General features: G+C 70.0%; 19 protein-coding genes. 9 read left to right on the plus strand and 10 right to left on the minus strand.

Going from position 1 to position 17,768, the window contains the following annotated elements; genetic code table 11:
* Positions 1-11 precede the first annotated feature (11 nt).
* From BN3794_RS09425 to BN3794_RS09435, 3 genes are all read right to left on the minus strand, one after another.
* Positions 12-539, minus strand: coding sequence for a DsbA family protein (locus tag BN3794_RS09425; protein ID WP_066096505.1), 528 nt, complete (start codon positions 537-539; stop codon positions 12-14).
* Complete coding sequence (locus BN3794_RS09430; protein ID WP_066096508.1) at positions 536-1,033, minus strand: redoxin domain-containing protein; 498 nt, start codon at positions 1,031-1,033, stop codon at positions 536-538. The genes BN3794_RS09425 and BN3794_RS09430 overlap by 4 nt, the downstream gene beginning before the upstream one ends.
* A gap of 252 nt (positions 1,034-1,285) precedes the next feature.
* Positions 1,286-2,833, minus strand: a complete 1,548-nt coding sequence (locus BN3794_RS09435; protein WP_066096511.1) for a fumarate hydratase — start codon at positions 2,831-2,833, stop codon at positions 1,286-1,288.
* Positions 2,834-2,933: 100 nt separating this feature from the next.
* Between BN3794_RS09435 and BN3794_RS09440 the strand changes: the two genes are divergently transcribed.
* The 5 genes from BN3794_RS09440 (at position 2,934) to BN3794_RS09460 (ending at position 7,626) form a co-directional block, all read left to right on the plus strand.
* Positions 2,934-3,833, plus strand: coding sequence for an RNA polymerase sigma-70 factor (locus BN3794_RS09440; RefSeq protein ID WP_066096515.1), 900 nt, complete (start codon positions 2,934-2,936; stop codon positions 3,831-3,833).
* A 32-nt stretch (positions 3,834-3,865) separates the two neighbouring features.
* Entirely contained in the window at positions 3,866-4,309 is a 444-nt protein-coding gene (locus BN3794_RS09445) for a carboxymuconolactone decarboxylase family protein (RefSeq protein ID WP_066097207.1), read from the plus strand.
* Positions 4,310-4,459: 150 nt separating this feature from the next.
* A complete protein-coding gene (locus tag BN3794_RS09450; RefSeq protein ID WP_066096518.1) occupies positions 4,460-4,801 on the plus strand; it encodes a BON domain-containing protein in 342 nt (113 codons plus the stop codon).
* A gap of 99 nt (positions 4,802-4,900) precedes the next feature.
* Positions 4,901-6,766 carry an ABC transporter ATP-binding protein gene (locus tag BN3794_RS09455; RefSeq protein WP_066096521.1) on the plus strand — a complete coding sequence of 622 codons (1,866 nt, stop codon included), beginning with the start codon at positions 4,901-4,903 and terminating at the stop codon, positions 6,764-6,766.
* Positions 6,767-6,846: 80 nt separating this feature from the next.
* On the plus strand, positions 6,847-7,626 hold the full coding sequence (locus tag BN3794_RS09460; RefSeq protein ID WP_066096524.1) for a ferredoxin--NADP reductase: 780 nt from the start codon (positions 6,847-6,849) through the stop codon (positions 7,624-7,626).
* Between the two features lie 162 nt (positions 7,627-7,788).
* Here BN3794_RS09460 and BN3794_RS09465 read toward each other — a convergent pair whose 3' ends face one another.
* The gene (locus tag BN3794_RS09465) at positions 7,789-8,283 is read right to left on the minus strand and encodes a glutathione peroxidase (RefSeq protein WP_066097209.1); all 495 of its coding nucleotides are present in this window, start codon (positions 8,281-8,283) and stop codon (positions 7,789-7,791) included.
* 135 nt (positions 8,284-8,418) lie between these two features.
* Here BN3794_RS09465 and BN3794_RS09470 point away from each other — a divergent pair, with 135 nt between their 5' ends.
* Entirely contained in the window at positions 8,419-10,575 is a 2,157-nt protein-coding gene (locus BN3794_RS09470) for a M3 family metallopeptidase (protein ID WP_187128049.1), read from the plus strand.
* Positions 10,576-10,919: 344 nt separating this feature from the next.
* Here BN3794_RS09470 and cfa read toward each other — a convergent pair whose 3' ends face one another.
* The 3 genes from cfa to BN3794_RS09485 all read right to left on the minus strand — a co-directional run bounded on the left by cfa (position 10,920) and on the right by BN3794_RS09485 (position 13,255).
* Entirely contained in the window at positions 10,920-12,038 is a 1,119-nt protein-coding gene (gene cfa / locus BN3794_RS09475) for a cyclopropane fatty acyl phospholipid synthase (protein ID WP_066096527.1), read from the minus strand.
* 16 nt (positions 12,039-12,054) lie between these two features.
* Positions 12,055-12,900, minus strand: coding sequence for a DUF3298 and DUF4163 domain-containing protein (locus BN3794_RS09480; protein ID WP_066096530.1), 846 nt, complete (start codon positions 12,898-12,900; stop codon positions 12,055-12,057).
* A 67-nt stretch (positions 12,901-12,967) separates the two neighbouring features.
* Entirely contained in the window at positions 12,968-13,255 is a 288-nt protein-coding gene (locus BN3794_RS09485; protein ID WP_066096534.1) for a GNAT family N-acetyltransferase, read from the minus strand.
* 202 nt (positions 13,256-13,457) lie between these two features.
* Here BN3794_RS09485 and BN3794_RS09490 point away from each other — a divergent pair, with 202 nt between their 5' ends.
* Positions 13,458-13,640: a hypothetical protein gene (locus tag BN3794_RS09490; RefSeq protein ID WP_066096537.1), complete on the plus strand. Its 183-nt coding sequence runs from the start codon at positions 13,458-13,460 to the stop codon at positions 13,638-13,640.
* 26 nt (positions 13,641-13,666) lie between these two features.
* Here the strand turns inward: BN3794_RS09490 and BN3794_RS09495 are convergent, their stop codons facing one another.
* The 3 genes from BN3794_RS09495 to BN3794_RS09505 form a co-directional block, all read right to left on the minus strand.
* Positions 13,667-14,293, minus strand: coding sequence for a rhomboid family intramembrane serine protease (locus BN3794_RS09495; RefSeq protein ID WP_066096540.1), 627 nt, complete (start codon positions 14,291-14,293; stop codon positions 13,667-13,669).
* On the minus strand, positions 14,293-15,837 hold the full coding sequence (locus BN3794_RS09500) for a POT-type proton-dependent oligopeptide transporter (RefSeq protein ID WP_066096543.1): 1,545 nt from the start codon (positions 15,835-15,837) through the stop codon (positions 14,293-14,295). Before BN3794_RS09500 ends, BN3794_RS09495 begins: the two co-directional genes overlap by 1 nt.
* 130 nt (positions 15,838-15,967) lie before the next feature.
* Positions 15,968-16,579 (minus strand): superoxide dismutase, encoded by a 612-nt coding sequence (locus BN3794_RS09505; RefSeq protein WP_066096546.1) that lies wholly within the window; start codon positions 16,577-16,579, stop codon positions 15,968-15,970.
* A 284-nt stretch (positions 16,580-16,863) separates the two neighbouring features.
* Here BN3794_RS09505 and BN3794_RS09510 point away from each other — a divergent pair, with 284 nt between their 5' ends.
* Entirely contained in the window at positions 16,864-17,319 is a 456-nt protein-coding gene (locus BN3794_RS09510; RefSeq protein WP_066096549.1) for a guanyl-specific ribonuclease, read from the plus strand.
* Positions 17,316-17,762, plus strand: coding sequence for a barstar family protein (locus BN3794_RS09515; protein WP_066096551.1), 447 nt, complete (start codon positions 17,316-17,318; stop codon positions 17,760-17,762). Before BN3794_RS09510 ends, BN3794_RS09515 begins: the two co-directional genes overlap by 4 nt.
* The last annotated feature ends 6 nt before the right edge of the window (positions 17,763-17,768 follow it).

Below are 17,768 nucleotides of genomic sequence, written 5' to 3' on the forward strand. Positions count from 1 at the left end.
GCCCGCGGCCGTCAGTCGCCGAGCAGCGCCTCGATGTCCCCGTACAGCCCCTCGGCACCGTCCACCGCGTCGTAGCGGCGGCCGTTGATGAAGAAGCAGGGCGTGCCGTTGACGCCGCTGCGCACGCCGCCGGCGAAATCGTGCTGGATGCGCTCGAGGTAGGTGTCGTCGGCCATCGCGTCCTGCAGGCCCGCCACCGACAGCCCCAGGTCGCTGGCGATCTGCTCGTAGAGCGCATCGCCGAGCACGTCCTGGTTGGCGTACAGCGCGTCGTGCGCTTCCCAGAAACGGCCATGGTTGCCGGCGTACTCGGCGGTCACCGCCGCGGGGATGGCCTCGGGATGGTCGTCGCTGAGCGGGAAGTTGCGGAACACGAAGGCGATGCGGTCGCCGAAATCGCGCAGGATGTCGCCGATCACCGGCTGCGCCGCGGCGCAGTACGGGCACTGGTAGTCGCCGTATTCCAGCAGCACGACCGGCGCGTGCAGGTCGCCGAGTACATGGTCGTCCGGGCCGACCGGGATGCGCAGGCCGCTCATTTGGGCAGTTTCTCCAGGGCGTCGAGGATGCCGTCGGCCCCGGGATTGACCGCGGTCGGCGACAGGTAGCTCCAGGCGATCACGCCTTCCTTGTCGATCACGAACAGTGCGCGCTTGCAGTAGCCGTGCTCGGCGTCGTAGGCGCCATAGTCACGGGCCACCGCGCCCTTGGGCTCGAAATCGGCCAGCAGGTCGAAATGCAGCTTGCGCGCCTGGGCGAAGGCCTGGTGGCACCAGGCGCTGTCCACCGAGATGCCCAGCAGCGTGGCGCCGTACTCCCGGAACATCGGCAGGGTCTGGTTGAACAGCACCAGCTCGTCGCCGCACACCGCACTCCAGTCGGCGGGATAGAACGCCAGGATCACCGGCTTGCCGCGCAGCTCGTGCAACGACAGGGTCTGATCCGGGGTGGCGTTGAGGGTGAAGTCCGGAGCCGGAGTCCCGGCGGCCAACAGCGCGGCCGGCTCGGCGGGGGAACGGTCGGAAGCGGGCATGCCTGGCATCCTCTATGAATACGTTGTCTTTGTACCTTAGGCCGGAACAGGTGAAGCCGGTGCCACGACAGAAGGCCGGATTGCCGCACCGGGCGCGAGCACCGACGCGCGCCACGTTGTCCCGTGCGGCGATGCCGCGGTCCTGCGCGACCGCCGGCGCATCGGCATGCGGACCGTCTCGCCGGCCCCCGCCGCGAGGGACGGAAGGCCCGGCAGGGCCCGGCCTTCCGGTGCGACGAGTCGCCCCGGCGCCTACTCCACCACCACCGGGATCTTGCCGATGCGGGCCTGCCATTCGCGCGGGCCGGTCTTGTGCACCGAGGTGCCCTGCGAATCGACCGCCACGGTCACCGGCATGTCCTTGACCTCGAACTCGTAGATCGCCTCCATGCCCAGGTCGGCGAAGGCCAGCACCTTCGAGGACTTGATCGCCTTGGAGACCAGGTAGGCCGCGCCGCCCACCGCCATCAGGTACACCGACTTGTGCTTCTTGATCGCCTCGATCGCGGCCGGGCCGCGCTCGGCCTTGCCGACCATGCCCAGCAGGCCGGTGGCGCCGAGCACCTGCTCGGTGAACTTGTCCATGCGCGTGGCCGTGGTCGGGCCGGCCGGGCCGACCACTTCGTCGCGCACCGGATCGACCGGGCCGACGTAGTAGATGAAGCGGCCCCTGAAATCGACCGGCAGCGGCTCGCCTTTGTTGAGCATGTCGACGATGCGCTTGTGCGCGGCGTCGCGGCCGGTGAGCAGCTTGCCGTTGAGCAGCAGCACCTCGCCGGGCCTGAAGCTGGCCACGTCCCCGGCGGTGATGCTGTCCAGGTCCACCCGGCGCGCGTTGGTCGGGTTGTAGGTGAGCTTGGGCCAGTCCTCCAGCGACGGCGGGTCCAGCGCCACCGGGCCGGAGCCGTCGAGCACGAAGTGGGCGTGGCGGGTGGCCGCGCAGTTGGGGATCATCGCCACCGGCAGGTTGGCGGCGTGGGTCGGGTAGTCCTTGACCTTGATGTCGAGCACGGTGGTCAGCCCGCCCAGGCCCTGCGCGCCGATGCCCAGCGCGTTGACCTTCTCGTACAGCTCCAGGCGCAGCTCCTCGGCGCGGTTGGACGGGCCGCGGGCCTTGAGGTCGACGATGTCGATTGGCTCCATCAGCGCCTCCTTGGCCATCAGCATCGCCTTCTCGGCGGTGCCGCCGATGCCGATGCCGAGCATGCCCGGCGGGCACCAGCCGGCGCCCATGGTCGGCACGGTCTTGAGCACCCAGTCCACGATCGAGTCGGACGGGTTGAGCATGACGAACTTGCTCTTGGCCTCCGAACCGCCGCCCTTGGCCGCGACGATCACCTCCACGGTGTTGCCCGGCACGATCGAGACGTTGATCACCGCCGGGGTGTTGTCCCGGGTGTTCTGGCGCTTGCCGGCCGGATCGGCCAGCACCGAGGCGCGCAGCTTGTTGTCCGGGTCGTTGTAGGCGCGGCGCACGCCCTCGTTGACGGCGTCCTCCAGCGAGCCGGTGAAGCCTTCCCAGCGCACGTCCATGCCCACTTTCAGGAACACGGTGACGATGCCGGTGTCCTGGCAGATCGGGCGGTGGCCCTCGGCGGCCATGCGCGAGTTGATCAGGATCTGCGCCATCGCGTCCTTGGCGGCGGGCGACTCCTCGCGCTCGTAGGCGGCGGCCAGGTTCCTGATGTAGTCGACCGGGTGGTAGTAGCTGATGTACTGCAGCGCATCGGCGACCGACTGGACCAGGTCGTCCTGCTTGATGGAAACGGGAACGGTGGAAACGGGCGCGGTTGAGGTCACGTGCTGGCTCGCGGCTGGCGGGGAATCCGACCCCGTATTCTAGGACAAACGGCCTTTGCGCCGACTGTCACGCCGGCGCCCCTTGTCGCGTCCTTCCCGCATGGACATCACCGAAACCTTCCAACGCCACCGCCCGCGCCTGTTCGCCCTGGCCTACCGCCTGCTCGGCAGCCGCAGCGACGCCGAGGACGTGGTCCAGGACGCCTGGCTGCGCTGGCACGGCACCGATACCGCTGCCATCCACGACCCGGAGGCCTGGCTGGTCACCGCCACCACCCGGCTCGGGCTGGACCGCCTGCGCAGCGCGCGCACCGCACGCGTCCAGTACGTCGGCCCGTGGCTGCCCGAGCCGCTGGAGATAAGCCTGGAGGCCGACCCGCTGCAGGATCCGGCGCAGCGTCATGCCCGGGCCGACGAGGTGTCGCTGGCGTTCCTGGCCGTGCTCGAACGGCTCGGCCCGGCCGAGCGCGCGGCCTGGCTGCTCAAGGAGGTGTTCGACCACGACTATGCGTACATCGCCGAGCTGCTGGGGCATTCGCAGGCCAACTGCCGGCAGCTGGTGCACCGCGCCCGGCAACGCCTGCGCCAGGCGCAACCGCGCTTCCAGGTCGATGCCGGCCAGCACCGCGACCTGCTGGCGCGCTTCATGCACGCCAGCGAGCGCGGCGACATGGCGGCGATCCAGGCCCTGCTGCACGACGATGCCGAGCTGGTGTCCGACGGCGGCGGCCACGTCACCGCGGCGATCCGGCCGCTGTGCGGTGCCGAGCGCATCGCCCGGCTGTTCTGGGCGGTCGCGCGGCGCGGCGGCGGCCACCGGGGGCGGATCGGCCGGGTCAACGGCGAGCCGGCGATCGTGCGCATGGACGGCGGGCGCGTGCATTCGATCACCACCCTCGTGGTGGAGGACGGCCGCATCCGGCGCGTGCTCAGCGTGCTCAACCCGGAAAAGCTGCCGCCCCCTGTCACATCGGGGCGCCATGGCGCGTCCTGGGAGTGAAGGCGGCCACCGTGGTCGCCATGGAGCACCGCATGTCCGCTTCTCCCCGAGTTCCCTACACCCGCCTGGCCGCCAAGGCCTTCCAGAACCTGTTCGCCGCCAGTACCCATGTCCACGCCGGTTCGATCGGCCAGGAGCTGCTGGCGCTGGTCTTCATGCGGGTATCGCAGATCAACGGCTGCACCTACTGCATGGACATGCACGGCACCGAGCTGCGCAAGGGCGGGATCGAGCCGCGCAAGCTCGATACCCTGCCCGGCTGGCACGAAAGCCGCTTCTTCGACGCCCGCGAGCGCGCGGCGCTGCGCTGGGCCGAGGCCCTGACCCGGCTGCCGGACGCAGCGCCCCCGCAGGCCGCCTACGACGAGCTGGCCGCGCATTTCGACGCCCAGGGCATCAGTGACCTGAGCATGGGCATTGCGCTCATCAATGCCTGGAACCGGCTCGGCGCCGGCCTGCTGCCGCCGCTGCCGTAGCCCGCGCCGGCAAGTGCCGGGGCGGGATGCCGGTCGCCGCCGCCCCGCGCGGCGGCGCAGCGACCCGCCCCGGAAGGCCGGTGTCTTGGCGCCGCGCTCACCCGCACGCGCGCACCATCGCCGGCATCGTTGCCGACAAGGAGATAGCCCATGAGCCAGGAAACCCAACACGAAGCCCCGATGTCCGACGAACTGGTCGGCGACGCGGTCCTCAAGGCGCTGGAACAGGACGAGGCGATCGAGGCCGGGGAGATCCTGGTCGAGGTCAAGGACGGCGTGGTCACCCTGACCGGCGACGTGCCCGAGCGGCGCATGAAGAAGCTCGCCGAGCAGTGCGCGGCCGCCGTGGAGGGCGTGCGCGAGGTGCGCGACCTGATCGACGCCGACAACGGCAGCCACTCGTTCGGGCCGCGCGGCGCGGCGGTCAAGAGCGCCGACTACCAGGGCGGCCCGGGATCGACCGCCGAGGCCGACATGGAAGAGGACGGCTGATCCCGGCCGGGTCGCCGCTCCCGGCCCGCGTGCGGGATCGGTGCCACTAGTTGGCGCCACTGATCGACGCGGCCGCACGACCCGGGCCACAATCGCGCCATGCCTCCCCCCTTCCCCGCCGCGTCCGGGCCGCGTCCGAGCCTGCGCGAACGCTTCAAGGCCATGCGCAACCTGCCGCCGTTCCTGCGGCAGGTCTGGCAGACCAGTCCGTGGTTGACCGTCGCCAGCCTCGGCCTGCGCCTGGTGCGCGCGCTGATGCCGGTGGCCACGCTGTACATCGGCAAGCTGATCATCGACGAGGTGGTGCGGCTGGCCGGGGCCGGGGCCGGCTTCGAATCGCTCGGCGCCGCGCTGGCCAGCGGCCAACTGCACCGGCTGCTGGAACTGCTGGCGCTGGAACTGGCGCTGGCGGTCGGCTCGGACCTGTTCGGGCGCATGGTCAGCTACGCCGACACCCTGCTGTCGGAGCTGTTCACCAACGCCACCAGCGTGCGGCTGATGGAACACGCCGCGACGCTGGACCTGGAGGACTTCGAGGACCCGGACCTGCAGGACAAGCTGGAACGGGCGCGGCGCCAGACCATGGGCCGCATGAACCTGATGAGCCAGCTGTTCGGCCAGGTGCAGGACGCGGTCACCGTGGCCAGCCTGGCGGTGGGCCTGCTGGTCTACGCGCCGTGGCTGATCGCGCTGCTGGCGCTGGCGCTGGTGCCGGCCTTCGTCGGCGAGTCGCACTTCAACGCCCAGGGCTATTCGCTCAACTTCCAGTGGACGCCGGAGCGGCGCGAGCTGGAGTACCTGCGCCAGGTCGGCGCCAGCGTGGAAACGGCCAAGGAGGTGAAGATCTTCAACCTCCACCGCTTCCTGGTCGATCGCTACCGCACCCTGGCCGAGCGGCTGTTCGCGGCCAACCGCGCGCTGGCCCGCCGCCGCGCGCTGTGGGGCACGCTGCTGGCGGCGCTGGGCACGCTGGGCTACTACGCCGCCTACGGCTACATCGCCTGGCGCACCGTCCACGGCGACTTCAGCATCGGCGACCTCACCTTCCTGGCCGCCAGCTTCCTGCGCCTGCGCCAGCTGCTCGAGGGCCTGCTGGTCGGCTTCTCGCAGGTGGCCGGGCAGGCGCTGTACCTGGACGACCTGTTCTCCTTCTTCCAGATCGAGCCGGAGATCGCCTCGCGCCCGGATGCGGCGCCGGTGCCGCGGCCGATCACCCGCGGCTTCGTGTTCGAGGACGTCGGCTTCCGCTACCCCGACAGCGAGCACTGGGCGGTGCGCCACCTGGACTTCGAGCTGCGCGCCGGCGAGGTGCTGGCGCTGGTCGGCGAGAACGGCGCCGGCAAGACCACCCTGGTCAAGCTGCTGGCGCGGCTTTACGACCCGGACGAGGGCCGCATCCTGCTCGACGGCCGCGACCTGCGCGACTACGACCTGGACGACCTGCGCGCCAACATCGGCGTCATCTTCCAGGACTTCGTGCGCTACCACCTCAGCGCCGGGGAGAACATCGGCGTCGGCCGCATCGAGGCGATGGACGACGCCCCGCGCATCCGCGACGCCGCGCACCGCGCGCTGGCCGACGAGGTGATCGAGTCGCTGCCGCACGGCTACGAGCAGCTGATCGGGCGCCGCTTCAAGACCGGCGTGGACCTGTCCGGCGGCCAGTGGCAGAAGCTGGCGATCGCCCGCGCCTACATGCGCGACGCGCAGGTGATGATCCTCGACGAGCCAACCGCGGCGCTGGACGCGCGCGCCGAGTACGAGGTGTTCCAGCGCTTCAAGGAGCTGTCGGACAACCGCACCGCGGTGCTGATCTCGCACCGCTTCTCCAGCGTGCGCATGGCCGACCGCATCCTGGTGCTGGCCGACGGCCGCATCGAGGCCAGCGGCACCCACGAGCAGCTGATGGCCGAAGGCGGCCGCTACGCCGAGCTGTTCGAGCTGCAGGCGGCCGGCTATCGCTGAACGCCACAGTTGAGATCCATTCTCGAATCGCCCGCCTGGGCTAAAATGGCGGCCGACAATTCCATCCGACGATCTCCCGCATGTCCTCCGCCTACGGCACCGAAACGGTGCTCGAGGTCCGCCACTGGACCGACGCCTACTTCAGCTTCCGCACCACCCGCGACAGCGGTTTCCGCTTCGACAACGGCCAGTTCGTGATGATCGGCCTGGAGACCGAGACGCGGCCACTGCTGCGCGCCTACTCCATCGCCAGTGCCAACTGGGAGGAGCAGCTGGAATTCTTCAGCATCAAGGTGCCCGACGGCCCGCTGACCTCGCGCCTGCAGCACATCCGCCCCGGCGACAAGATCCTCGTCGGCAAGAAGCCCACCGGCACGCTGCTGATCAGCGACCTGCATCCCGGCCGCCACCTGTACCTGCTCGGCACCGGCACCGGCCTGGCGCCGTGGCTGTCGGTGATCAAGGACCCGGAGACCTACGAGCGCTTCGACAAGGTGATCCTCGCCCATGGCGTGCGCTACGCGCAGGACCTGGCCTACCGCGAGTACTTCGAAAACGAACTGCCGCGCCACGAGCTGCTCGGCGAGATGGTGCGCGACAAGCTCCTGTACTACCCCGCGGTCACCCGCGAGCCGTTCGGCAACCACGGCCGCCTGACCGAGCTGATGGAGAGCGGGGAGATGCAGCGCACGCTGGGCCTGCCCGCCCTGGACCCGGCCAACGACCGCGCCATGATCTGCGGCAGCCCGCAGATGCTGGCCGACCTGCGCCGCATGTTCGATGCGCGCCAGTTCCAGGCCTCCATGCGCATCGGCTCGCCCGGCCACTACGTGTTCGAGCGCGCCTTCGTCGAGAAGTAGGTCCGGGCCGCGCCGGGCCGTTCGTCGCGCGCCAGGCCGGTGGCGGTCGTTGCCCTGGCCGGCGCTTGATGCCCGGTTGCCATCCCGTCATGCACTCCCGGCGATCGCATGCCGGGCCGGCCGTCACTGGCCGGCCGCGACCGCCGCATGCCGGCCGCCGGACTATGCCGTCGCCGCCAGGGCGTGCTCGATGTGCCCTTCCAGCTCGCCGGGCGGGGTGATCGGCGCGTAGCGGTCGATGACCCGGCCGTCGCGTCCGATCAGGAACTTGGTGAAGTTCCACTTGATCGCCGCCGAGCCGAGCACGCCGGCCCGGCTCGCGCACAGCCATTTCCACAGCGGGTGCGCGCCCGGGCCGTTGATCTGCAACTTGGCCGACAGCGGGAAGTCCACCCCGTATTCCATCGCGCAGAATCCCTGGATCTGCGCATCGCCGGCCGGCTCCTGGCGGCCGAACTGGTTGCACGGGCAGCCGATCACCACCAGGCCGCGGTCGCGGTAGTGGCGCCACAGCCGTTCCAGCCCCTCGTATTGCGGAGTGAAGCCGCAGCGCGAGGCGGTATTGACCACCAGCAACACCTGGCCGCGCCAGCGCGACAGCGGCAACGGCGTGCCGTCGATGCCCGGTAGTTCGAAATCGAAGGCGGTCTCGGCCATGCGCGCTCCGGCAGTCGTGGCGGCCAGCATAACGCTTCGCCGTCCTCGCGGCGGGCATGGCGCCGGCATCCCGGGGCGGGCCACGCACTCGCGGATCGGCTACGCTCCGGGACCACCCAACGCAAGGAAGACCCCTTGAAACATCGCCTCGCGCTCGCGCTGGCCACCAGCCTCGGACTCGCCATGCCCCTGCATTCCCCCGCCGCCGTACCGGCCACGCCCGCGGCCGCCCAGGCCAACCCCTTCTTCCAGGAAAGCCCGCTGCCGCTGCACTACCCGCAGTTCGACCGGATCAGGGACAGCGATTTCGCCCCGGCCTTCGATGCCGGCATGGCCCAGCAGCTGGCGGAGGTCGATGCGATCGCCGCCAACCCGGCACCGCCGACCTTCGAGAACACGCTGGTGGCGATGGAGAAGAGCGGACAGCTGCTCGATCGCGCCACCACCGTGTTCTTCAACCTGGCCGGCACCGACACCAACGACACCCGCAAGCAGCTGCAGGCCGAGTACTCGCCCAGGTTCGCCGCCCACCACGACGCGATCTCGCTCGATGGCCGGCTGTTCGCCCGCATCCAGGCCGTATACGAGCAGCGCGAGGCGCTCGGGCTCGACCCGGAAAGCCGCCGCCTGGTGGAGAAGTACTACGAGAACTTCGTGCGCGCCGGTGCCCGTCTGTCCGATGCCGACAAGGCCCATCTCAAGGAGATCAACGCCGAGCTCGCCCGCCTGGGCACGCAGTTCAGCCAGAACGTGCTCAACGAGGTGAATGCCTCGGCGGTGCTGGTCGAGGACGCCGCCGCGCTCGACGGCCTGGCGCCCGAACAGGTCTCCGCGGCCGCCGAGGCCGCCAAGGCCCGCGGCGAGGACGGCAAGTACCTGGTCACCCTGCTCAACACCACCGGCCAGCCGCCGCTGACCTACCTCAAGGACCGCGCCCTGCGCGAGAAGATCCACGAGGCCTCCATCGGTCGCGGCAGCCACGGCGGGCCGTACGACAACACCGCGCTGGTGTCGCGGATCATGACCCTGCGCGCCGAGAAGGCGGTGCTGCTGGGCTATCCCAACTACGCCGCCTATTCGCTGGCCAACCAGACCGCCAAGACGCCCGAGGCGGTCAACGCCATGCTCGGCCAGCTGGCGCCGCCGGCCGTGGCCAACGCCGAACGCGAGGCCGCCGACCTGCAGGCGATGATCGACGCCGAGCAGAAGGCCGCCGGCCAGCCGACGTTCAAGCTCGCGCCCTGGGACTGGGCCTTCTACAGCGAAAAGGTGCGCCAGGCCAAGTACAGCTTCGACGAGGCCCAGCTCAAGCCCTACTTCGAATACCGGAACGTGCTGGAGAACGGCGTCTTCTACGCGGCGCACGAGGAATACGGGCTGAGCTTCAAGGAGCGCCACGACCTGCCCAGGTACCGCGACGACATCCTCGTCTACGACGTGTTCGACGCCGACGGCAAGCAGCTGGCGATCTTCATCCACGACCCCTACGCGCGCGCCTCCAAGCGCGGCGGCGCCTGGATGAACGCCTACGTCTCGCAGTCGCGGCTGACCGGCGACCGGCCGGTGGTGGCCAACCACCTCAACATTCCCAAGCCGGCGCCCGGCCAGCCGACGCTGCTGACCTGGGACGAGGTGACCACGATGTTCCACGAGTTCGGCCATGCCCTGCACGGCATGTTCTCCGACGTGGAATATCCCTACTTCTCGGGCACCTCGGTGCCGCGCGACTTCGTCGAGTTCCCCTCGCAGGTCAACGAGATGTGGGCCGACTGGCCGACGGTCCTGAAGCACTACGCCAAGGACTACCGCAGCGGCGAGCCGATGCCGCAGGCGCTGCTGGACAAGGTCGTCGCCGCATCGCGGTTCAACCAGGGCTTCGCCACCACCGAATACCTGGGCGCGGCCATGCTCGACCAGAACTGGCACCAGGTCACCGCGGCCCAGGTCCCGGCCGGCACCGGGGTGATGGACTTCGAGACCGCGGCGCTCAAGCGCGACGGCATCGGGTACCCGCCGGTTCCGCCGCGCTACCGCACGCCCTACTTCAGCCACATCATGGGCGGCTACGCGGCCGGCTACTACGCCTACATCTGGTCGGAAGTGCTCGACGCCAACACGCAGAAGTGGTTCCGCGACCATGGCGGCCTGAGCCGCGCCAACGGCGACCGCTTCCGCGCCACGTTGCTGTCCAAGGGCGGCAGCGTCGACGCGATGGAACTGTTCCGCGACTTCGCCGGCCACGATCCGCAGATCGGTCCGCTGCTGGAAAAGCGCGGCCTGACGGCGCAGTAGGCCGTGCCCGTCCCGCCGGAGGAGGCCGCCTGGCCGGCCGGCGGGACGACCCGCGCCATCGCGGCCATCGCCTCAGGACGGGACCGGCGACGCCCGCCATGATCGACGGGGGCGTCGCCATCCGCGTTCCGCCTGCAGGCGCTGCGCCCGGGGGCCACCGCGGATCCCCCTTCGATCGCCCTTGCCCTCGCGCCTTGCCCGGCGCCAGTTGCCGCGCCCAGGCATTGGACGCCGCCCCCGAAGCCGTCCAGCCCGGGGACACGGCCGCCGCGTGCGGGCGGCATGGACAGAGGATTCCTCGCTTGCGACGACGGGACCACGCGGCCGCGCCGGCCGTCCCCGGGTCAGCGCGGTGCGATGTAGCCGCCCGGGACGCCCTGCGGCGACAGCACCACCTGCCACAGTTGCGCATGGCGGCAGCGGAAGGTCGCCATCGAGCCGGCCAGGTAGAAGCGCCACATGCGGCGGAAGCGCTCGTCGTAGCGCTGCCCGTCCAAGCCGGGCCAGGCCGCCTCGATATTGCTGCGCCAGGCCTGCAGCGTGCGGTCGTAGTCGGTGCCGAAGTTGTGCCAGTCCTCCATCACGAACAGGCCTTCGCTGCCCTGCCCGATCTGCACCAGCGAGGGCAGCATCGAGTTGGGGAAGATGTAGCGGGCGATCCACGGATCGACCTTGTGCCGGCTCACGTTGGTGCCGATGGTGTGCAGCAGGAACAGCCCCTCGGGCGCCAGGCAACGGCGCGCGACCTCGAAATACGTGCGGTAGTTCTTGACCCCCACGTGTTCGAACATGCCGATGGACATGATCGCGTCGAAGGACTCGTCCAGCTCGCGGTAGTCCTGCAGGCGGATCTCCACCGGCAGGCCGCGGCAGAGCTGGCGGGCGTATTCGGCCTGCTCGCGCGAGATGGTCACGCCGACGCCCTTGATGCCGTAGCGCTCGGCGGCGAACTTGAGCGCCTCGCCCCAGCCGCAGCCGATGTCAAGCACGCGCTGGCCGGGCTTGAGCTCGAGCTTGCGGCAGACCAGGTCGAGCTTGGCCTGCTGCGCCTCGTCGAGTGTGCCGGCCTGGCGCCAGTAGCCGCAGCTGTAGACCATGCGCTCGCCGAGCATGGCGTGGTAGAGGTCGTTGCCCAGGTCGTAGTGGCGCTTGCCGACCTCGTAGCTGCGCCGGCCGGCCTGCAGGTTGAGCAGGTGCGCGCGCACGCCGTCCCACAGCTCGCTCCAGCCGTGCACGCGCTCGTCCAGCCGCGCCTGCATCAGCCGGCACAGGAACACGTCGAGCTGGTTGGCGTCCCACCAGCCGTCCATGTAGCTCTCGCCCAGGCCCAGCGAGCCCTGCGAGATCACCCGCGCGTAGAAGCGCGGGTCGTGGATGGCGATGTCCTGCGGCGCGCTGCCGCCCACTTCGACGCCGGCTTCGGCCAGCAGGCTCTGGACGCGACGTTGCAGGCGATGGGACATGCAGGCCTCCGGCAGGTCAGTGGGCGAAAAGGTCCCGGTACGCGGGGGCCACGTGCGGCAGCAGGACCGAGGCGGGCACATCGACGCTCTGGGTCCCGTCCGAATACGGGCCCACCTGGTAGGGCGGGAACACGAATCGTACCGCCGTGATGCGGCCGGTGCCGTCGACGATCGGCTCGAACTGGGCGAAGTTGTCCGGATCGGGCGTGGTGCCCTCGGCGATCATCTTCGATGCGCCCTCCAGCAGGTCCTGGCGCTCGTCCGGGTCGAGGTGATCGGCCTCGGCACGGGCCTGGGCGGCATGGCGCAACTGCTTGGCGGCGTAGTCGGAAACGGCCTTCCAGCCCTCGCCGGAGGGCACCAGCTCCTTGGCGGTGAGCATCCGCTCCTGCTCCGGCAGCCACACGAACCGCGCCATCAGCGGCATGCCGTGCGCGCCGCCGGTGTACAGGCTGCCATCGGCGGCCACGGCCACCAGGCGCGGCGTGTCCAGGATCTTCTCGAAACTCAGCGACAGCTCGTAGGGGGCCGAGGTCTTGTCGTTGCCGAGCGCATCGACCGCTTCCTTGAGGTCGGCGCGGGCCGAGGCGGCATAGGCGGCCAGGGCCTGGGCCAGTCCCGGCCTGCCGGCGATGCCCTGCGGATAGGTGATGCCGACGACATAGGCCGGCGTGTTCTCGATCACATCCTTCAACTCGCCCGGCTGGCTGGGTGCCGCGGCCTCGCCGCTGACCGGGGCCTGGGCGGCGGGCTCCACGGTGGCCGGCGCGGCCGGCTGGCGCTGGCAGCCGGCCATCACCACGCAGGCCAGGCCCGTGGCCAGCAGGGCCCGGCGGTGTTGCGACAACAACAGCGTGTACATCTTCGACTCCACGAGAAAACTGGAACGGAAACGGTCGGCCGGCGCCGGGACGGGCGGCCTGGCCACCTCAGCCCTGCAGGTCCCGGTACTCGGGATGGCGCTGCAGGAACGCGGCGGTGTAGGAGCAGGCCGGCACCACCGTCAGCCCGGAACGCCGGGCGAAATCGAGCGCGGCCCGGGTCAGGGCCGCGGCGATGCCGCGGTTGGCGATCGGCCCGGGCACCTGGGTGGACTCCACGACCATGCGCTGCCCGTCGGCCAGGGCGTAATCTACCCGGGCCTGGAGGCCTTCGACCTCGGCGAAGAAGCGGCATGCGCCGGGGTCATGCCCCACCTGGATCCCTGCATCGGCCATTGCTGCATCCGGTCCCTGTTCCTGCACGCGGCGCATTGTGCGCGCGCCCTCGCCGTGGCGGCGTGAAACCCGCCCGTGGCACAGCCTGCCGCACAACGTCACATTCGCCCATCGACCCCGCCGGCCGCGGCTCACTGCCCGCCGCCGCGGCTGGCACGGTTCGTGCTTCGTACTCCCCCGACACCTACCGGAAGTCGACGCCATGAACTCTGCCAACACTCCTCACGACAACGACGCCGTGCTGCTGGAAGGCCTGTACCAGCTCGCCATCCACGGGCGCACCGACGGCCAGGAATTCCAGCAGCTCGACAACGTGGTCTATGCCCGCCTGGAAGCCACCTACGGCATCGAGTCCGGGCACGGCGAGCAGCAGCGCGCCGCCTGAGGCCGCGCTGCCCCGTCGCTGCGGCGTCAGCCGAAGCGCGGGTTCAGCAGCTCCTGCACGAACAGCCCGAGGATGCGCGGCTCCATCGCCAGCATGAACAGCACCCCGAAGGCCGCCCCGGCCAGGTGCGCGCTGTGGTTGATGCGATCGCCGCCGCGGCGGTCCATCCACAGGCTGTAGCCGACGTAGAACACTGCATAGACGATCGCCGGGGCCGGGATGAAGAACACCAGGATGATCGTCCACGGCGCCATCAGGATGAAGGCGAACAGCACCGCCGTGACCGCGCCGGACGCGCCCAGGCTCAGGTAGTTGGGGTTCTTCTGGTTCTTCAGGTAGCTGGGCAGGATCGAGACCACCAGCGCGCCCAGGTAGAAGCCCAGGTAGGTCAGCGGCGTGCCGGTCAGGCGCGTCATCACCCGCTCGATCGGTCCGCCGAAGAAGTACAGGGTGATCATGTTGAAGGCCAGGTGGGCGATGTCGGCATGCACGAAGCCGTAGGTCAGCAGCCGGTCGTACTGGCGGTTGCGCGAGATCGCCGGCGGCCACAGGATCAGCCGGTCCATGAGCTTGCGGTTGGTGAAGGCGATCCACGACACCACCACGGTGGCGACGATCAACAGCAGGTTGACGGGCGATTGCAGGGGATTCATCAGGCGGTCCGGTAGTTGTCGACCATGCGGTAGCGCTTCGCGTACAGGCCGAAGCCCAGGGCTGCGGCGAAGGCGAACGCAGCGAAGAAGAACATCAGGAAGGCGGTCTCGCCGATGCCCAGCGCGGCGATGCGGCCGGTGACCACCTCGTTGCGCACGGCGACATTGGACAGCAGCACCCACAGGTTGCCGAGGGTGGTGGTCAGGTTCCAGAAGCTCATCACCACGCCCTTCATCGATGCCGGGGCCTGGCTGTAGGCGAATTCCAGGCCGGTGGCCGAGACCAGCACCTCGCCGAAGGTCAGCAGCGCGTACGGCAGGACCTGCCAGGCGATGGACAGCGGGTCGCCGCCATCGATCGCCAGCTGCAGCAGGCCGGCCACGACCCAGGCCAGGCCGCTGAAGACGATGCCCGCCCCCATCCGGCGCAGCGCGGTCGGCTCCCAGCCGCGGCGCCGCAGGGCCGGATACAGCACCAGGTTGTTGAACGGGATCAGCAGCATCACCAGCGCCGGGTTGAGCGCCTGCATCTGCGAGGCGCTGAACCAGGCGGGCATGGTCATCTGCCGGCCCTGCAGCACCCAGGTCGAGGCCTTCTGGTCGAACAGCGAATAGAACGGGGTCACCAGGGCGAAGATCACCAACACCCGCAGCACCGCGCGCACGCCGTCCACGGCCGCGTCCGGGTGGACGCCGCGGGCCCGGTCCAGCTGCCACCAGGCGCCGCCGCCGACCCCGGCCAGGACCAGCACCAGCGCCAGGCACAGGCAGATCACGATGCCGAGCTGGCCGACCAGCCCCAGGCAGGCCAGCGCCAGCACCGAGGCGGCCCCGGCCAGCGCCAGGCCGGGGCGCCCCTGACCGGGGACGCGCGCCAGCAGCGCGGTGCGCACCACCTTGCCGAAGCCGTGCGGGTCCTGCGCCTGCGGCGCCACCCGCACGTAGCGGTGGCGGCCGAGCCAGAACACGAAGGTGGCCACGAACATCAGCGCGCCGGGGATGCCGAACGCCCAGGCCGCGCCGAGGCGCCCGAGCGCCAGCGGGATCAGCAGCGAGGCGAACAGCGAGCCGAAGTTGATGATCCAGTAGAACGCGTCGAACACGATCCTGGCCAGGTGCTTGTTGCCCTGGTCGAACTGGTCGCCCATGAACGAGGCGACCAGCGGCTTGATCCCGCCCGCGCCCAGCGCGATCAGGCCCAGGCCGAGGAAGAAACCGCCACGGCTGTGCTCGAACAGCGCCAGGCACGCGTGCCCGGCGCAGTAGACCAGCGAGAACCACAGGATGGTGGGGTACTTGCCGAAGCAGCGATCGGCCAGCCAGCCGCCGAGCAGCGGGAAGAAGTACACGCCGATCATGAAGCTGTGCATGACGTGCTTGGCCTCGGCCTCGCGGTCGGCGCCGGCCACTTCCTGCAGCAGCAGCGAGGTGATCAGGAACTGCACCAGGATGTTGCGCATCCCGTAGAAGCTGAAGCGCTCGCAGGCCTCGTTGCCGATGATGTAGGGGATCTGGCGCGGCATGCGCGCGGCGGGCGTCGTCATCGCGGGAGGCAGCGGCTCGTCGGTGCAAAGCGCGAAAGCCTAACGCATCGCCGGCGGCGATGGGTCCTTGCAACGGGAAAGGCCGGGCGAACCCGGCCTTTCCTGGTCATGCGAATGGCACGGCGCCGGCTCAGGCCAGCGCGGCCTTGTAGCGGCGCTCCACTTCCGGCCAGTTGACCACGTGGTAGAAGGCGCTGATGTATTCCGGACGGCGGTTCTGGTACTTCAGGTAGTAGGCGTGCTCCCACACGTCCAGGCCCAGGACCGGGGTCTGGCCATCGGACAGCGGGCTGTCCTGGTTGGCGCTGCTCTCGACCTTGAGCTTCTTGTCCGGGGTCACCACCAGCCAGGCCCAGCCGGAGCCGAAGCGGCTCACCGCGGCCTTGGTGAAGGCGTCCTTGAAATTCTCGAAGCCGCCCAGGTCGGACTCGATCGCCTTGCCGACCTCGCCGGTCGGCTCGCCGCCCGCGTTGGGGGCCATCACCGTCCAGAACAGGGAGTGGTTGTAGTGGCCGCCCCCGTTGTTGCGCACCGCCGTCTGCAGCTTCTCCGGCAGGGTCTTCAGCTTGGCGACCAGCTCCTCGATCGGCAGGTCGGCGTACTCGGTGCCCTCCAGCGCCGCATTGACGTTGTTGATGTAGGTCTGGTGGTGCTTGGTGTAGTGGATCTCCATCGTGCGCGCGTCGATGTACGGTTCCAGCGCGTCGTAGGCATAGGGCAGCTTGGGAAGGGTGTAGGCCATCGGGATCTCCTTGTACGTTCGTCCGGCGGGGGCCGGGCGTTGCGAGTGTGAATGGTAAGGATGGACGTCGCCATTACCAACCGGGACGGCAGGAAATCACCATCCCGCCATGGCATCCTGCCGTCGTCGGACGCCTACCTTGCCCCCCACCCCGGTTATTCGGGCGTGAACCGTGCATGCCGGCATCGCCTCGCCCGGCGGCATTCAAGCGGCGACAAGGTGGCAGGCCGCATACTGCGGCCTCTGGCGATCCCGCCGGCCGAACACCATCAGGACTCCCTCACATGCGCAAGCCCGGGCTGCTGATCGCCGCCATCGTCGTCCTGCTGGCCGGGCTGTGGGCCCTGCATGCCCTGCAGCGTCCGCCGGCGCAGCAGTTCGCGCCCACCGCGGCCACGCCCTACGTGCCCCCGCCCGCGACCGGGCCGGACGCAGCCGGCGAGACCGGCACGCGGCTGCCGTCGTTCCTGCCCGCGGAAGCGGCGCGGACCATCGCCCTGATCCGCCGCGGCGGCCCCTTCGCGCATCGCCAGGACGGGGCGGTGTTCGGCAACCGCGAGGGCCACCTGCCGCAGCGCCCGCGCGGCTACTACCACGAGTACACGGTGGAAACGCCGGGGGCGCGCGACCGCGGTGCGCGCCGCATCATTACCGGGGGCACCCCGCCCGCGGAGTGGTACTACAGCGACGATCACTACGACAGCTTCCGTCGTTTCGATGTCCCGGAGAACCGACCATGAGCCACGATCCCTTCGGCCTGGGCCTGGCCGAGCCGGCGCGCTCGGGCGTCTACCAGGTCGATGTCGCGGACCTGGACACGCTTGGCGCGCTGGCACGCGACGCCGGCCTGCAGTCGCATCGCATCGACCTGGAGGGTTGCGCCGACAAGCGCACGCTGTTGCTGCGCCTGGCCACGCAGCTGGATTTCCCGCCGGGCTTCGGCCGCAACTGGGATGCGCTGACCGACGCGCTGCGCGACCTGTCGTGGCTGCCGGCGGCCCGTCGCGGCTATGCGCTGCTGCTCGACGGCGCCGATGCCCTCGGCAGCCAGGCCCCGGCCGATTTCGCCATCCTGCTGGACATCCTCGACGACGCCGCCACGTTCTGGCGCGAGGACGGCCTGGGCTTCTTCGCGTTCGTGGCGATGGCCCTGCCGGAGGCGGACGAGGCCGACCCGGCCTGAGCGGCG

The sequence above is a fragment of the Xanthomonas massiliensis genome (genome assembly GCF_900018785.1).
Taxonomy (GTDB): Bacteria; Pseudomonadota; Gammaproteobacteria; order Xanthomonadales; family Xanthomonadaceae; genus Xanthomonas_B; species Xanthomonas_B massiliensis.

Bases quoted from the DNA above. Each gene is read 5' to 3' on its own strand.
- BN3794_RS09455 (WP_066096521.1), top strand. From the start codon at position 4,901: ATGCCTCCCCCCTTCCCCGCCGCGTCCGGGCCGCGTCCGAGCCTGCGC.
- BN3794_RS09510 (WP_066096549.1), top strand. From the start codon at position 16,864: ATGCGCAAGCCCGGGCTGCTGATCGCCGCCATCGTCGTCCTGCTGGCC.
- BN3794_RS09450 (WP_066096518.1), top strand. From the start codon at position 4,460: ATGAGCCAGGAAACCCAACACGAAGCCCCGATGTCCGACGAACTGGTC.
- BN3794_RS09425 (WP_066096505.1), bottom strand. From the start codon at position 539: ATGAGCGGCCTGCGCATCCCGGTCGGCCCGGACGACCATGTACTCGGC.
- BN3794_RS09485 (WP_066096534.1), bottom strand. From the start codon at position 13,255: ATGGCCGATGCAGGGATCCAGGTGGGGCATGACCCCGGCGCATGCCGC.
- cfa (WP_066096527.1), bottom strand. From the start codon at position 12,038: ATGTCCCATCGCCTGCAACGTCGCGTCCAGAGCCTGCTGGCCGAAGCC.
- BN3794_RS09515 (WP_066096551.1), top strand. From the start codon at position 17,316: ATGAGCCACGATCCCTTCGGCCTGGGCCTGGCCGAGCCGGCGCGCTCG.
- BN3794_RS09495 (WP_066096540.1), bottom strand. From the start codon at position 14,293: ATGAATCCCCTGCAATCGCCCGTCAACCTGCTGTTGATCGTCGCCACC.
- BN3794_RS09505 (WP_066096546.1), bottom strand. From the start codon at position 16,579: ATGGCCTACACCCTTCCCAAGCTGCCCTATGCCTACGACGCGCTGGAA.
- BN3794_RS09460 (WP_066096524.1), top strand. From the start codon at position 6,847: ATGTCCTCCGCCTACGGCACCGAAACGGTGCTCGAGGTCCGCCACTGG.
- BN3794_RS09490 (WP_066096537.1), top strand. From the start codon at position 13,458: ATGAACTCTGCCAACACTCCTCACGACAACGACGCCGTGCTGCTGGAA.
- BN3794_RS09430 (WP_066096508.1), bottom strand. From the start codon at position 1,033: ATGCCCGCTTCCGACCGTTCCCCCGCCGAGCCGGCCGCGCTGTTGGCC.
- BN3794_RS09500 (WP_066096543.1), bottom strand. From the start codon at position 15,837: ATGACGACGCCCGCCGCGCGCATGCCGCGCCAGATCCCCTACATCATC.
- BN3794_RS09445 (WP_066097207.1), top strand. From the start codon at position 3,866: ATGTCCGCTTCTCCCCGAGTTCCCTACACCCGCCTGGCCGCCAAGGCC.
- BN3794_RS09465 (WP_066097209.1), bottom strand. From the start codon at position 8,283: ATGGCCGAGACCGCCTTCGATTTCGAACTACCGGGCATCGACGGCACG.
- BN3794_RS09480 (WP_066096530.1), bottom strand. From the start codon at position 12,900: ATGTACACGCTGTTGTTGTCGCAACACCGCCGGGCCCTGCTGGCCACG.
- BN3794_RS09440 (WP_066096515.1), top strand. From the start codon at position 2,934: ATGGACATCACCGAAACCTTCCAACGCCACCGCCCGCGCCTGTTCGCC.